Raw genomic sequence first — 13,125 nt, forward strand, 5'->3', positions numbered from 1 at the left:
GCCCTCGGGGTCTTCTATAATAGCCCCTCCCCGCCCCTCTCCAGCGCCAGCCCATGGGCGCGAAGGCTTCGAGCTTGGCTTCCCTGAACGATACGGCGCCCGCCCTGCGCGTGCGCGACCTGCGCAAGACCTATGACAACGGCACCCAGGCCCTGAAGGGGGTTTCCCTGGAAGTGGCCCCGGGCGACTTCTTCGCCCTGCTCGGCCCCAACGGTGCCGGCAAGTCCACCCTGATCGGCATCATCAGCTCCCTGGTCAACCTCAGCGAGGGCCAGGTGGAAGTGTTCGGCAGCGACCTGGTGCGCAACCGCAGCGCCACCATGCGCCTGATCGGGCTGGTGCCGCAGGAAATCAACTTCAACCTGTTCGAAAAGCCCTTCGACATCCTGGTGAACTACGCCGGTTTCTATGGCGTGCCGCGCGAGGAAGCCGAGCAGCGTGCCGAAGAGGAACTCAAGCGCGCCCACCTGTGGGAAAAGGCGCAGGTGATGAGCCGCACGCTGTCCGGCGGCATGAAGCGCCGGCTGATGATCGCCCGCGCGATGATGACCCGCCCGCGCCTGCTGATCCTGGACGAGCCGACCGCCGGCGTGGACATCGAGATCCGCCGCGACATGTGGCGCGTGCTGAAGGAGATCAATGCCGCCGGCACCACGATCATCCTCACCACGCACTATCTGGAAGAAGCCGAGTACCTGTGCCGCCACCTGGCGATCATCAACCACGGCCAGATCGTCGAGCAGGGGCCGATGCGCACCCTGCTGGCCAAGCTGGACGTGGAAGGCTTCCTGCTGGACATCGACGGTGACCTGCCGGCGCAGCTGCCGGTGATCGAGGGCGCGACGCTGACCGCGCCGGACCCGCACACGCTGGACATCGACATGCCGCGCGCGATGGACCTCAACCGCGTGTTCGCCACGCTCAACGAGGCCGGTATCCGCGTGCGTTCGATGCGTACCAAGAGCAACCGCCTGGAGGAGCTGTTCGTGCGCCTCACCGGCAACCTGGAGAAACCCGCATGAGCACCACCGAGCTGACCGACGGCCAGCGCAACCGCGTCGCACTGATGACCATCGTGCGCCGCGAAGTCGCCCGCATCATGCGCATCTGGGGCCAGACCCTGGTACCGCCTGCGATCACCATGACCCTGTACTTCCTGATCTTCGGCGGCCTGATCGGCTCGCGCGTGGGTGACATGGGCGGCTACAGCTACATGCAGTTCATCGTGCCGGGCCTGGTGATGATGAGCGTGATCCAGAACAGCTACGGCAACATCAGCTCCTCGTTCTTCGGCGCCAAGTTCGGCCGCCACGTGGAAGAGCTGCTGGTCAGCCCGATGCCGAACTGGGTGATCCTGTGGGGCTATGTGGCCGGTGCGGTGCTGCGAGGCCTGATGGTGGGCGTGATCGTGCTGATCATCGCGATGTTCTTCACCCCGGTGCGCATTCCGCATCCGCTGGTGACGCTGACCACGGTGATCCTGGGTGCGACGATCTTCTCGCTGGCCGGCTTCATCAATGCGGTGTACGCGAAGAAGTTCGATGACGTGGCGATCGTGCCGACCTTCATCCTGACCCCGCTGACCTATCTGGGTGGCGTGTTCTATTCGGTGAAGCTGCTGCCGGGCTGGGCCGAGGCGGCGACGCATGCGAATCCGATCTTCTACATGGTCAATGCGTTCCGCTATGGCCTGCTGGGCAGCAGCGATGTGCCGGTGGTGGTGGCGTATGCGCTGATGATCGGCTTCGTGGTGGTGCTGACGGCGCTGGCGCTGTGGCTGCTGCGTCGCGGCGTGGGCATGCGCAGCTGAGGGTTGCCTGCAGGGCCTGCGGCCCTGCACCCGCCGAATCAACGTCAACGTCAACTTCTACGGCAACGTCAAAAGCTGGCATTCCGTGGGTTGGCGGGGTGGATCCGGTTGCGGGGGACGCTGCAAGTACGTCCATGTAAGCTCGGTCGCCGCATCCATGCGGCTCACGCCCCCGCAACCGGACCCACCCCGCCTTCGACAGGTTTCTGCGATCTGTCGGGACAGCGTTCTCCGCTGCTGCTGGTAGGTGTCGACCTTGGTCGACACGGTAGATCCACGCCATGCGTGGATGAAGCGTTCCTGTAGAGCCAAGCCGATGCTTGGCTCTTTTCGTTTCGGATTACGGCTAGGCTGTGGCGATGAAGATCACTTCCATTCCGTTGGACAAGGCCGTGTCGGATGGTCCGATCGATGCGTTCAGCCACGTCCTGCTGAGCGATTCGCCTACGCTGGATGAGGTGCTCGGTTGCCTGGCCTCGCTGCAGGCGGCTGATCCCCTTCATCGTTATCTATGCACGCTCGACGATGTCGGCCAGTGCCGCTACACCAGCATGCACGCGTCCGATGACGAACGCATCGCGCTGTACGAGGACGAAGACCCGGCGACGCCGGAAGATGCGTTGGCGGCACGCGGGCGGTTGCTGGCGCACGTCGTCGCGCAGCTTGAGCATTCCACGCATCGGCTGCAGTGGACAGCGCTGGCGGGTACGTTGATGTGCAGCGACGAAGACATCGAGGCGCTGGTCGCCGCCAATGCGAAGCCGGATCTCATCATCGATGACGTGGTCTGCGTGCAGCAGGTACCCGTGGCCCGCGATGACCTGCTGATTGCCGCCCTGCCCAACGGCTACTTCAGCGCGGACTGGGACCTCTTCCAGAACCACGCCCTGATCCGGCACCTTCAGCAGCGATACGGCTACCGCCTGTTCGGACTCGGTGCGTCGTGGCTCGGCTTCCAGCGCGACCGCGCACCGTCGCCTGCAGAGGCGAGCGCGTTGGTCGCGGACCTGCAGCGCGTCTACGCGGCCGGAACGCACGACACGTGGTCACAACTGGCTGCAACGCTGGCCAACCGCACCACACTGCTATTGGGCTACACCGAAGACTTCAGCGAACAACTGCCCTGAGCACCGCTCCACACGAGCGAGCGCAGCGAGCGACCCGCTTTCGCTCCTGATCTGTCTTCCGTGGTGGCCGCACCCGGAAACTGTCAGGGGTCGGGCGGTCCGGGTGCGCGGGGGTGTCCGCCGCATGGATACGGCGGCCAAGCCTACACGGACGTACTTGCGGCGTCCCCCGCGCACCCGGACCGCCCGACCAGGCACGGCTTGTGCTTCTTCCACCACGAGGGGCTCCGCCGTTGGCCGCAATCTCCGGCACAATCGCACTCCTGATTCCCCAGAAAACGGTGAACGTGCAATGCGCATCCTGATCCTCGGCGCCGGCGGTACCGGCGGTTACTTCGGCGGTCGCCTGGCTCAGGCTGGCGTGGACGTGACCTTCCTGGTGCGCCCCGCACGCGCCGCCCAGCTGGACCGCGACGGCCTGGTCATCCGCAGTCCGCTCGGCGACGCCAGCTTCCCGGTGCAGCACGTCACCGCCGACGCCCTGCCCGCGCTTGCCGCACAGAAGCCGTTCGATCTGGTCATCCTCAGCTGCAAGGCCTACGACCTGGACAGCTCGATCGATGCCATCGCGCCGGCAGTCGGTGCGAACACCACCGTGCTGCCGATCCTCAACGGCCTGCATCACTACAACGCGCTGGACCTGCGCTTCGGCCGCGACGCCGTGCTCGGCGGCCTGTGCTTCATCAGTGCCACCAAGGCCCCCGACGGCGCCGTGCTGCACTTGGGCAAGCCGGCCAAGCTCACCTTCGGCGAACGCGATGGCGGTGCGATCTCCACGCGCGTGCGTGCCTTCGCCGCCGCCTGTGCGCAGGCCAACCTCGATCACCTGGCCAGCGAGCATATCGGCCAGGAACAGTGGATCAAGTACACCTTCCTGACCGCGCTGGCCGCCGCCACCTGCCTGCTGCGCGCGGATATCGGCAGCATCGTCGCCACCGATGATGGCGAGGCGATCGTGCGTGGCCTGTACGACGAGTGCCTGGCCGTGGCCGAAGCCGCCGGTGAGCCGATTCCCGATGCCGCGCAGGACACCGCCCGCGGCACCCTGACCCAGGCCGGTTCGGCGTTGAAGGCCTCGATGCTGCGTGATCTGGAAGCCGGCCAGCAGGTGGAAGCCGCGCAGATCGTCGGCGACATGCTGGCGCGCGCGCGCAAGGCCGACCAGGAAGGCCTGTTGCTGCAGGTCGCCTACAGCAGCCTGCAGGCCTACCAGGCACTGCGCGCCGCGTGAGCGACACGATGCAGGCCAGCGCCCTGCCCACACGGATGTTGATCCTCGGCATGGGCTGGAGCGGATGCGTGCTGGCCACGCATCTGCAGGCGTTGGGCGTACGTGTGGTCGGCACGGTGCGCGACCCCGCGTCGGCACCGCACGATGGGCTGCTGCGCCATCAGCTACGCGCCGACGCCACGCCATCGACGGCCCTGCTTGATGAGATCGCGCAGGCCGAGGCCGTGCTGTGCAGCGTGCCGCCCGACGCCGAGGGTGACCCGGCGCTGAGTCTGCTGCTGCCGGCACTGCAGGAAAGTCCGGCACTTCGCTGGGTGGGCTATCTGTCATCCACGTCGGTCTATGCCGATCGGGCCGGCGGCTGGATCAACGAAACCAGCGTGGCCGATGCCACTGAAACGACCGGCATGCAACGCAGACGCGCCGAGGACCAGTGGCGTGCGCTGGCGGAGCAGCGCGGTATCGCCTCGGCAGTATTCCGCCTGCCCGGACTGTATGGACCGGGGCGCAATGCGCTGCTGCAGCTGGCGCAGGGACGTGCGCGCCACGTAGTGCGTCCTGGGCTGGTATTCAACCGCCTGCACGTGCAGGATCTGGCGGCGGTGATCATCGCCGCGATGCGGCGACCCGCCTTGAATGGCCTGTACCTGCCCAGCGACGACGAACCCGCACCGCCGCAGGATGTGCTCGCATATGCCGCGCAGCTGGGCGGCTTCGCGATGCCGCCTGCAATGGCGTGGGATGACCCGGCAGTAAGCCCGACGCTGCGGCGCTTCTACGAGAGCAGCAAGCGCATCGACAGCACCGGTACGCGCGGGGCACTGGGCTGGGAGCCGAGCTTCCCGACGTATCGGGAAGGGCTGCGGGCGCTGGCCGCTTCGCAACCTTGCGGCATCTGATGCGGTAGTGCCGGCCGCTGGCCGGCAATCAAGATGTGCTGCCGGCCAGCGGCCGGCACTACCCGATCAACCCGCGTCGGGCAGGTGGAAGAACGTACGCGTCGCCGCAGTCGCATTGGCTGCGGTTACCGCCACGTCTTCGCCCCGATCGCGCGCCAGTTCCTCGACGATGTGCGAGAGGAACATCGGTTCGTTGCGGCGGTCCTTCGGCATCGGCTTCAACGTGCGCGGCAGCAGGTACGGTGCGTCGGTCTCGATCATCAACCTGTTGGCCGGGATGTTCTTCACCAGTTCGCGCAGGTGCGCGCCACGGCGTTCGTCGCACAACCAGCCGGTGATACCGATGTACCAATCCTGGTCCAGGTAGTCGAACAGCTCGTCGCGTTCGCCGGTGAAGCAGTGCACCACCGCAGGGCCGATGCGACCCTCGAAGTTCTTCATCTGTGCCATGAAGTCGGCATGCGCGTCTCGCTGGTGCAGGAACAGGGGCTTGCCATTGTCCGCGGCCAGCTGCAGCTGGCGCTCGAACGCACGGTGCTGGGCCGGGCGCGGCGAGAAGTCACGGAAGTAGTCCAGCCCGCACTCGCCCACCGCCACCACTTCCGGGTGCGCATGCAGCGCGCGCATCTCGGCATCGCATTCCTCGGTGTATTCCACAGCGTGGTGCGGGTGCACGCCGGCGGTGGCATACAGGAAACCCGGGTGCTGCTGCGCCAGCTGCACGGCCAGCGGCGAGTGCTCGCGGCTGGCGCCGGTAATGACCATCTGCACCACGCCGGCCTGCCGTGCGCGGTCCAGCACGGCGTCGCGGTCACGGTCGAAGGAGTCGTGGGTCAGGTTGGCGCCGATATCGATCAGGTGCATGGTCATCGCGGGGGAAAAGTGCCCGCGCATTGTACCTGCGGCTGCCGTGGCCCTTTATCCTTTGCACATGAACGCCCCGCTCTTCCCGATTTCCCCGCTGTTGCCGCAGATCCAGCAGCACCTGGCCACGCAGCCGCGGCTGGTGCTGGAGGCCCCGCCCGGCGCCGGCAAGACCACCCAGGTGCCACTGGCGCTGCTCGATGCGCCGTGGCTGCAGGACCGGAGGATCATCATGCTGGAACCGCGCCGGGTGGCAGCGCGCAGCGCCGCACTGTTCATGGCGCGGCAGCTGGGCGAAGAGGTGGGCGGCACCGTCGGTTACCGCATCCGCTTCGAGAACAAGGTCTCCGCGCGTACGCGGATTGAAGTCGTCACCGAGGGCATCCTGACCCGCATGCTGCAGGACGACCCGATGCTGGAAACGGTCGGCGCGATCCTGTTCGATGAATTCCACGAGCGCCACCTCAGTGGCGACCTCGGCCTGGCCCTGGCGCTGGACGTGCAGGCGCAGCTACGCGAGGACCTGCGCCTGGTGGTGATGTCGGCCACGCTGGATGGCGAGCGACTTGCCCGCTTCCTTGATGCGCCGCGCCTGAGCAGCGAAGGCCGCAGCTACCCGGTGGCGGTCAGTCACTTCCCGGCGCGCCGCGATGAAGCGCTGGAACTGCAGGTGCGCCGCGCGGTGCAGCAGGCATTGGCCGAGCACCCGGGTGACCTGCTGGTATTCCTGCCCGGCCAGCGCGAGATCGCGCGGGTGCAAGCCGGGCTGCAGGAATCGCTGGATGCCGGCGTGGAAGTGCTGGCTCTGCACGGTGAGCTGCCAGTGGAACAGCAGGCGCGGGTATTGCAGGCGTCCAGTGATGGCCGCCGCCGCGTGGTACTGGCCACCAACGTCGCCGAGTCCTCGGTGACGCTGCCCGGCGTGCGCGTGGTGATCGACAGCGGCCAGGCACGCGAGCCGCGCTACGACCCCAACAGCGGCTTCACCCGGCTGGACGTGGTGGCCATCGCGCAGGCATCGGCCGACCAGCGCGCGGGCCGCGCCGGCCGTGTCGCCGAGGGCGTGGCGTGGCGGCTGTGGCCGCAGTCGCAGCGGCTGGAGCCGCAGCGCCGCGCCGAAATCGATCAGGTCGAGCTGGCCGGACTGGCGCTGGAACTGGCCGCCTGGGGCAGCAGCGACCTGCGCTTCCTCGATCCGCCACCGGCCGGCCCGATGGGTGCCGCCCGCGAACTGCTGCAGCGGCTCGGCGCGCTGTCCAGCAGCGGCGCGATCACCGCACTCGGCCGCCGCGTGCTGGCGTTGGGTACGCATCCGCGGATGGCGGCGATGCTGCTGGCCGCGCCCGATGCACGTGCGCAAGCCCTGGCCGCTGACCTGGCCGCCTTGCTGGAGGCGCGCGACCCGCTGCGCCAGGGCGGTGACGCGCTGGCGGCACGTTGGCGTGCGCTGGCGGCGTTCCGCAATGGCCGCGCACCGGGCGACGCCAACCGCAGCGGCCTGGCCGCGATTGATGCCGCCGCCAAACAGTGGCGACGTCGCCTGCGCTGCGATACCGCACCGCCGGCCAGCATCGAAGCCCATGAACTCGGTGACCTGCTCGCACACGCCTTCCCCGACCGCATCGGTGTCCAGCACCCCAGCGACCCACTGCGCTACCTGCTGGCCAATGGCCGCAGCACGCGCCTGCACGAATTGAGTGACCTGCGCGGCGAACCGTGGCTGGTGGCCAGCGAGCTTCGCTTTGAGGCACGCGATGCGCTGCTGCTGCGTGCCGCACCGGTGGATGAAGGCCAGCTGCGCAAGGCGTGGCCGGAGCGCTTCGTCACAGAAGACGTGGTGCGCTGGGACAGCGAGCGCCGCGCCCTGGTGGCACTGCGCGAGACCCGTTTCGACCGCATCGTGCTGGACAGCCGCTCGGCCGGCCGGGTCGATCCGCAGCACGCCGCACAGGCCCTGACCGATGCGGTCGCCGAACTTGGCCTGCAGGCGCTGCCGTGGACCGAGGGCCTGCGCCAGTGGCAGGCACGGGTGGAATCGCTGCGGCGCTGGATGCCCGAGCTCGGCCTGCCCGATTGCAGCGACGACGCCCTGCTGGCCACGCGCGCGCAATGGCTGCAGCCTGCGTTCGCCGGCAAAACGCGACTGGATGCGCTGGATGAATCCAGCTTCGGCGAAGCGCTGAAGTCGCCGCTGGAATGGTCGCAGCGGCAGCTGGTCGAACGTCATGCGCCCACCCGCATCACCGTGCCGTCCGGGCTGGAGCGGCCAATTACCTATGCGCTGGACAGCGAGAGCGGCGAACCGCTGCCTCCGGTGCTGGCGGTGAAGCTGCAGGAACTGTTCGGCCTGGCCGACACGCCGCGCATCGCCGACGGCCGCGTGCCGCTCACCCTGCACCTGCTCTCGCCCGGTGGTCGCCCGCTGCAGGTCACCCAGGACCTGCGCAACTTCTGGGAAAACACCTACGCCGAGGTGAAGAAGGAAATGAAGGGCCGCTACCCGCGCCATCCGTGGCCGGATGATCCGTGGACGGCGACGGCCACGCACCGGGCCAAGCCGCGCGGCACCTGACCGGTAGTGCCGGCCGCTGGCCGGCAATGCTCTCCACATGGTGCTCCGAGGTTGCCGGCCAGCGGCCGGCACTACCGGCTGTGGACCCTGCCTGATCCTGAATGGCTGCGGTAGAGTCACACCACGTGCGACCCCGACTGACATACCGTTTACGGGCAACGCGCGACACTGGACTTCGACCCGAGGCAAAGGACCCCCCGCATGAGCAAGCTGACCGTAATCACCGACCGCGCTCTGGAGCGCGCCCTGGAGCTGGCCCACACCGCCGGCGACGGCCTCAAGAGCGCCGGTGGCAGCCTGCGCAGTGCCGACTGGATCAAGACCGGTGCCGCCATTGGCGCGGTGAAGACTGGCGGCAAGGCCGCGACCAGGTTCGCGCGCCGCAACCCGGCAGTCGCCGTGGCTGCCGCAGCCGTTGGCGTCGGCCTGCTTGGCTATGCGCTGTACCGCAAGCAGCAGAAGAAGAAGGCCGCGCAGGGCCATGTGGTGAACGGCCAGGCCCAGCGCATCAATGCGCGCGACCGCCGCAACGACACCGTGGTCGACGAGCACAGCGACATCGGCAGCGACGCCTGAGTCTGCCGGGGTCAGAGCCCTTCCTGCGGAAGGGATCTGACCCTTGAAGCTGCAGGTCCACCGGGGTCGGATCCCTTCCGCAGGAAGGGCTCTGACCCCATCAGCTACATGAGGGCCGGACACCGCAAGGTATCCGGCCCTTTCTGTTTCAACCGATCTGCCGCCACTGCCCCGGCTGCAGGTCGTCCAGCCGGTACGGCCCCATCGACACGCGTACCAGCCGCAGCGTCGGCAGGTTCACCCCTGCGGTCATCCGCCGCACTTGCCGGTTGCGGCCCTCCCGGATCGTGATCGCCAGCCAGCTGTCGGGTACGGTCTTGCGGAAGCGAACCGGCGGATCACGCGTCCACAGCGACGGCGCCGGATCGAGGCGCTCGATCTTCGCCGGCAGGGTCGGCCCGTCATTGAGCACCACGCCCGTACGCAACTGCTGCAGCTGTTCGTCGCTGGGCATGCCTTCCACCTGCACCCAGTAGGTCTTATCCGCCTTGTGCTTCGGGTCGGTCAGCTTGTGCGCCAGCGTACCGTTGTCGGTCAACAGCAGCAGGCCCTCGCTGTCATGGTCCAGGCGCCCGGCGGCATACACGCGCGGCGGCAGGCCGAACCCGGCCAGCGTCGGCCGCGGCGGCACGCTGCGGTCGGTGAACTGGCAGAGCACGTTGAAGGGCTTGTTGAAGGCAATCAGCATTGCGGGCACGGCAGTCGGCAGGTGGGGCATTGTCCCATTCCCGCATCGCCGCCGCGATCACCGGCTACTCAGCCGAAGACCTTCCTTTCCATCAACAGCGCAACGAGCACCAGCACGACGCCGCACGTGGCGGCAGCGTTGGCGCGGTACCGCAGCCGCGCTACCGGTGGGCAGGTCCTGCGCGCGCGTTCGTCCAGCAGGCAACCAACCAGCAGCACCGCAAAACCTGCCGCCGCCACGAGGTCATGCACGTGACCAGCATGGAAGACGAAGTCGTACAACCGCGGCAGCGCCATCAATGCGAAGGCGAAGTACAGCACTTTCTTCAACAGGACACTCCATTGACGGCAGCGCCGGGCATTGCCCGGCAGCCACCCATTCCGTCCAACTCCGCGCTGCGTGCTCACCGGGCTGCGGCCCAGCCCCCCCCCTTACGGCTTGATGAAGCGCAGGGTCATGCGGTCGCTTTCGCCAATGGCCTGGTACTTCGCATCATCGGCCTTGTCATGCTGGTTGGTCGGCGGCAGCGTCCACACACCGTTCGGGTGGTCCTTGGTATCACGCGGGTTGGCGTTGACCTCGCTGCGTGCGTCCAGCCTGAAGCCGGCGGCTTCGGCCATCGCGATCACCTGCTGCTGGCCGACGTAGCCGGTGTCATCGTCGGCGGCCACGTCGGCCTTGGCGCGATGCTCGACCACGCCCAGCACGCCGCCCGGCTTGAGCACGTTGAAGAAGCCCTGGAACATGCCCTGCGCCTGGCCGGCCTTGCGCCAGTTGTGCACGTTGCGGAAGGTAAGCACCACATCGGCTGAACCGGCCGGGCCAAACACTGGCTTTGCCGGGTCGTATGCGACCACGGCGGTCTTGTCGAACTGCGCCGGGGTGCCGGCGTACTTCTTTTCCAGGCTGTCGCGGCTGCGCTGCTGGTAGTCACGGCCGCGGCCTTCGGCAACAGCCATCGGGTCGACCACGGCAGCGACGTAATGGCCCTTGTCGCGCAGCAGCGGCGCCAGGATCTCCGAGTACCAGCCGTTGCCGGGGGTGATCTCGATGACGGTCTTCTCCGGTGCGACTCTGAAGAACGACAGCGTCTGCGCCGGATGACGATAGCCATCGCGCTTGACGTTGTTGGCATCACGGGTCGACGCCTTCACCGCCGCATCGATGGCCGGTGACACCTGGATCTTCGCCGGCGCTACCGTGGCCGGTGCGGCGAACGCGGGAACAGCGGCAAGCAGGGCCGAAGCAAGCAGCAGGCGGCAACCACGCAGGGACGAAGCAGGCATCATCGGAGCGACTCCAGCGGAAGATGCGGCGAGACTAGCAGCCGCGGCGTCCCAGGTGTTCACAAAACGTTAGCTGCGTGCGCATCGCGGAACACTGTTTTGTGGTCGCCGCCGCAGCGCGGTCACACAACGCGTTCTATTCTGGAGCACTTCCCCCAAGGAGTCCGTGCCCATGACGGCAACCCGCGAACTGGGCCGTTCCGGCCTGCATGTACGTCCGCTCGCCTTCGGTGGCAACGTGTTCGGCTGGAGCGCCGATGAAAAGGCCAGCTTCGCCCTGCTCGATGCCTTCGTCGACGCCGGCTTCAACCTGGTCGACACCGCCGATGTGTATTCGGCCTGGGTGCCGGGCAATGCCGGCGGCGAATCGGAAACGCTGATCGGCAAGTGGTTCGCCCGCAGCGGCAAGCGCGACAAGGTGGTGCTGGCGACCAAGGTGGCCAAGTGGGCCGAGCGCCCCGGCCTGACCCCGGACAACATCAACGCCGCGGTGGAAGATTCGCTGCGCCGCCTGCAGACCGACGTGATCGATCTGTACCAGGCCCACGAGGATGACGAGTCAACGCCGCTGGAAGCGACCCTGGCCGCATTCGGCCGGCTGATCGAAGCCGGCAAGGTGCGTGCGATCGGTGCGTCCAACTACAGCGCCACGCGCCTGGCCGATGCGCTGAAGGTGTCCACCGACTATAAGCTGCCGCGTTACGAAACCCTTCAGCCCGAATACAACCTGTACGACCGCGCCGGCTACGAGACCGAACTGGAACCGCTGGTGCAGCGCGAACAGATCGGCGTGATCGGCTACTACGCACTGGCCAGCGGCTTCCTCAGCGGCAAATACCGCACGCCGGCCGATGCGGCCAAGAGCCCGGCACGTGGCGAGACGGTGGTGAAGCGCTATCTGAACCCGCGTGGCCTGCGCATCCTGCAGGCACTGGATGACGTGGCCAGCAAGCACAACGCCAGCGCTGCGCAGATCGCACTGGCGTGGCAGATCGCGCGACCATCGATCACCGCGCCGATCGTCAGCGCCACCAGCGTCGAGCAGCTGCACGATCTGTTGGCCGCAGCCAACGTGTCGCTGAGCGTGCAGGATGTCGCACAGCTGGATGCCGCCAGCGCGGAAGGCTGAGTTGTAGTGCCGGCTGCTGGCCGGCATTGCACAACAGCGAAGAAAATAATTGAACAAAATGGTTGCACGCGACTAAATCGTGGTTTATCGTGCGCACCTCGTTTCAACAACCACTGGAAACTTTCCTTGAACGCGCATTCCGTCGCCATCGCCAAACTGCTGCCATGCCTGCGCATGGACGTGCTGGCGCGCGCGTTCGGCAAGGAAGACCAGCTGACAACGGCCTGATACCCGCCCTGCGGAGATCGGCCACCCCGATCTCCGAGGCTTGACGACGCCCTCGGAACGCAAGTCCCGGGGGCGTTTTCGTTTGCGTCGGCACAAGGACCCGCGATGCCAGAACTGCACCCCGCGCGGCAACCCGCCGCTCACTGAGCCAGGTTTTTCCTGCCCCGTCGAAGGATTTACTTCGCGCGATCGGCAGCGCCTGGACATTATCTGCATCGCACCCAAACATTATCGCTCGCGATAATGTCGGTGGCCTGCACCCTCGATTTTCCAACGGTCCCGTTTCCACCACGGGCTGGTGCGCGCGGCGTTGCCGTGGCGTATGCCGGAGGTCGCGGACATGCCATCGCCTGGATCGCCTGCTGGAAGCAGGCGCCGGTTCGCCGGTACGCGGTTCGATTCCGCGCGATCCCCAACTGGATAGCTCAGCTTGGTCAGAGCAACGGATCCCTAATCCGTCTGTCGTGGGTTCGATTCCCACTCCAAACCACATGACCTGTCACGTCATGACTTGAAGCAACACCCGGGGCGCAAGCCCCAGCGGCCATCGTCGCCGTCCACGGACGTCGCCTGCGGGCAGGAACGTGGAAGGCAACGGACCGCACGCCGGGCCCCGGCCCGCCGCCACTGCCAGCCACGTTCCGCACCGGTGCTGCCTGCCGGGAACGACGATGGCAGCAGTGCCGGTGCGCCGAAGGCTCCGCGCGCGGACCGT

At 67.2% G+C, this 13,125-nt stretch carries 12 protein-coding genes and 1 tRNA gene; 9 read left to right on the top strand and 4 right to left on the bottom strand.

Annotation, left to right across the window (positions count from 1 at the left end):
• Nucleotides 1–53 precede the first annotated feature (53 nt).
• The 5 genes from AC0Z6F_RS14505 to AC0Z6F_RS14525 all read left to right on the top strand — a co-directional run bounded on the left by AC0Z6F_RS14505 (nucleotide 54) and on the right by AC0Z6F_RS14525 (nucleotide 5,067).
• Entirely contained in the window at nucleotides 54–1,022 is a 969-nt protein-coding gene (locus AC0Z6F_RS14505; protein WP_006401063.1) for an ABC transporter ATP-binding protein, read from the top strand.
• Nucleotides 1,019–1,810 (top strand): ABC transporter permease, encoded by a 792-nt coding sequence (locus tag AC0Z6F_RS14510; RefSeq protein ID WP_006401065.1) that lies wholly within the window; start codon nucleotides 1,019–1,021, stop codon nucleotides 1,808–1,810. Before AC0Z6F_RS14505 ends, AC0Z6F_RS14510 begins: the two co-directional genes overlap by 4 nt.
• 359 nt (nucleotides 1,811–2,169) lie before the next feature.
• A complete protein-coding gene (locus AC0Z6F_RS14515) occupies nucleotides 2,170–2,937 on the top strand; it encodes a hypothetical protein (protein WP_154354870.1) in 768 nt (255 codons plus the stop codon).
• Nucleotides 2,938–3,229: 292 nt separating this feature from the next.
• Complete coding sequence (gene panE / locus AC0Z6F_RS14520; RefSeq protein ID WP_012512439.1) at nucleotides 3,230–4,168, top strand: 2-dehydropantoate 2-reductase; 939 nt, start codon at nucleotides 3,230–3,232, stop codon at nucleotides 4,166–4,168.
• 35 nt (nucleotides 4,169–4,203) lie between these two features.
• On the top strand, nucleotides 4,204–5,067 hold the full coding sequence (locus tag AC0Z6F_RS14525; protein WP_198283160.1) for an NAD-dependent epimerase/dehydratase family protein: 864 nt from the start codon (nucleotides 4,204–4,206) through the stop codon (nucleotides 5,065–5,067).
• Between the two features lie 66 nt (nucleotides 5,068–5,133).
• On the opposite strand, the gene AC0Z6F_RS14530 is transcribed toward AC0Z6F_RS14525, so the two are convergent.
• The gene (locus AC0Z6F_RS14530) at nucleotides 5,134–5,931 is read right to left on the bottom strand and encodes a TatD family hydrolase (protein WP_032973737.1); all 798 of its coding nucleotides are present in this window, start codon (nucleotides 5,929–5,931) and stop codon (nucleotides 5,134–5,136) included.
• A 67-nt stretch (nucleotides 5,932–5,998) separates the two neighbouring features.
• Here AC0Z6F_RS14530 and hrpB point away from each other — a divergent pair, with 67 nt between their 5' ends.
• Both hrpB and AC0Z6F_RS14540 read left to right on the top strand, forming a co-directional pair.
• Complete coding sequence (hrpB, locus tag AC0Z6F_RS14535; protein WP_485617493.1) at nucleotides 5,999–8,503, top strand: ATP-dependent helicase HrpB; 2,505 nt, start codon at nucleotides 5,999–6,001, stop codon at nucleotides 8,501–8,503.
• Between the two features lie 201 nt (nucleotides 8,504–8,704).
• Nucleotides 8,705–9,079 carry a hypothetical protein gene (locus AC0Z6F_RS14540; protein WP_006401326.1) on the top strand — a complete coding sequence of 125 codons (375 nt, stop codon included), beginning with the start codon at nucleotides 8,705–8,707 and terminating at the stop codon, nucleotides 9,077–9,079.
• Nucleotides 9,080–9,227: 148 nt separating this feature from the next.
• On the opposite strand, the gene AC0Z6F_RS14545 is transcribed toward AC0Z6F_RS14540, so the two are convergent.
• The 3 genes from AC0Z6F_RS14545 to AC0Z6F_RS14555 form a co-directional block, all read right to left on the bottom strand.
• Nucleotides 9,228–9,767 carry a pseudouridine synthase gene (locus tag AC0Z6F_RS14545; protein WP_485617567.1) on the bottom strand — a complete coding sequence of 180 codons (540 nt, stop codon included), beginning with the start codon at nucleotides 9,765–9,767 and terminating at the stop codon, nucleotides 9,228–9,230.
• Nucleotides 9,768–9,835: 68 nt separating this feature from the next.
• A complete protein-coding gene (locus AC0Z6F_RS14550; protein ID WP_229298234.1) occupies nucleotides 9,836–10,087 on the bottom strand; it encodes a hypothetical protein in 252 nt (83 codons plus the stop codon).
• A gap of 111 nt (nucleotides 10,088–10,198) precedes the next feature.
• Nucleotides 10,199–11,056: a class I SAM-dependent methyltransferase gene (locus tag AC0Z6F_RS14555; RefSeq protein ID WP_448123561.1), complete on the bottom strand. Its 858-nt coding sequence runs from the start codon at nucleotides 11,054–11,056 to the stop codon at nucleotides 10,199–10,201.
• Between the two features lie 169 nt (nucleotides 11,057–11,225).
• On the opposite strand from AC0Z6F_RS14555, the gene AC0Z6F_RS14560 reads away from it, so the two are divergent.
• Both AC0Z6F_RS14560 and AC0Z6F_RS14565 read left to right on the top strand, forming a co-directional pair.
• Nucleotides 11,226–12,182, top strand: coding sequence for an aldo/keto reductase (locus AC0Z6F_RS14560; RefSeq protein ID WP_485617496.1), 957 nt, complete (start codon nucleotides 11,226–11,228; stop codon nucleotides 12,180–12,182).
• A 644-nt stretch (nucleotides 12,183–12,826) separates the two neighbouring features.
• Nucleotides 12,827–12,900: transfer RNA gene (locus tag AC0Z6F_RS14565), tRNA-Arg, on the top strand.
• Nucleotides 12,901–13,125 lie beyond the last annotated feature (225 nt).

It is taken from the genome of Stenotrophomonas sp. 1L-E-5-B-C3 (genome assembly GCF_057292075.1).

Excerpts from the sequence above, each read along its gene's own strand:
- AC0Z6F_RS14525 (WP_198283160.1), top strand. The coding sequence starts at position 4,204 with ATGTTGATCCTCGGCATGGGCTGGAGCGGATGCGTGCTGGCCACGCAT.
- AC0Z6F_RS14560 (WP_485617496.1), top strand. The coding sequence starts at position 11,226 with ATGACGGCAACCCGCGAACTGGGCCGTTCCGGCCTGCATGTACGTCCG.
- AC0Z6F_RS14510 (WP_006401065.1), top strand. The coding sequence starts at position 1,019 with ATGAGCACCACCGAGCTGACCGACGGCCAGCGCAACCGCGTCGCACTG.
- AC0Z6F_RS14540 (WP_006401326.1), top strand. The coding sequence starts at position 8,705 with ATGAGCAAGCTGACCGTAATCACCGACCGCGCTCTGGAGCGCGCCCTG.
- AC0Z6F_RS14505 (WP_006401063.1), top strand. The coding sequence starts at position 54 with ATGGGCGCGAAGGCTTCGAGCTTGGCTTCCCTGAACGATACGGCGCCC.
- AC0Z6F_RS14530 (WP_032973737.1), bottom strand. The coding sequence starts at position 5,931 with ATGCACCTGATCGATATCGGCGCCAACCTGACCCACGACTCCTTCGAC.
- hrpB (WP_485617493.1), top strand. The coding sequence starts at position 5,999 with ATGAACGCCCCGCTCTTCCCGATTTCCCCGCTGTTGCCGCAGATCCAG.
- panE (WP_012512439.1), top strand. The coding sequence starts at position 3,230 with ATGCGCATCCTGATCCTCGGCGCCGGCGGTACCGGCGGTTACTTCGGC.
- AC0Z6F_RS14555 (WP_448123561.1), bottom strand. The coding sequence starts at position 11,056 with ATGATGCCTGCTTCGTCCCTGCGTGGTTGCCGCCTGCTGCTTGCTTCG.
- AC0Z6F_RS14545 (WP_485617567.1), bottom strand. The coding sequence starts at position 9,767 with ATGCTGATTGCCTTCAACAAGCCCTTCAACGTGCTCTGCCAGTTCACC.
- AC0Z6F_RS14515 (WP_154354870.1), top strand. The coding sequence starts at position 2,170 with ATGAAGATCACTTCCATTCCGTTGGACAAGGCCGTGTCGGATGGTCCG.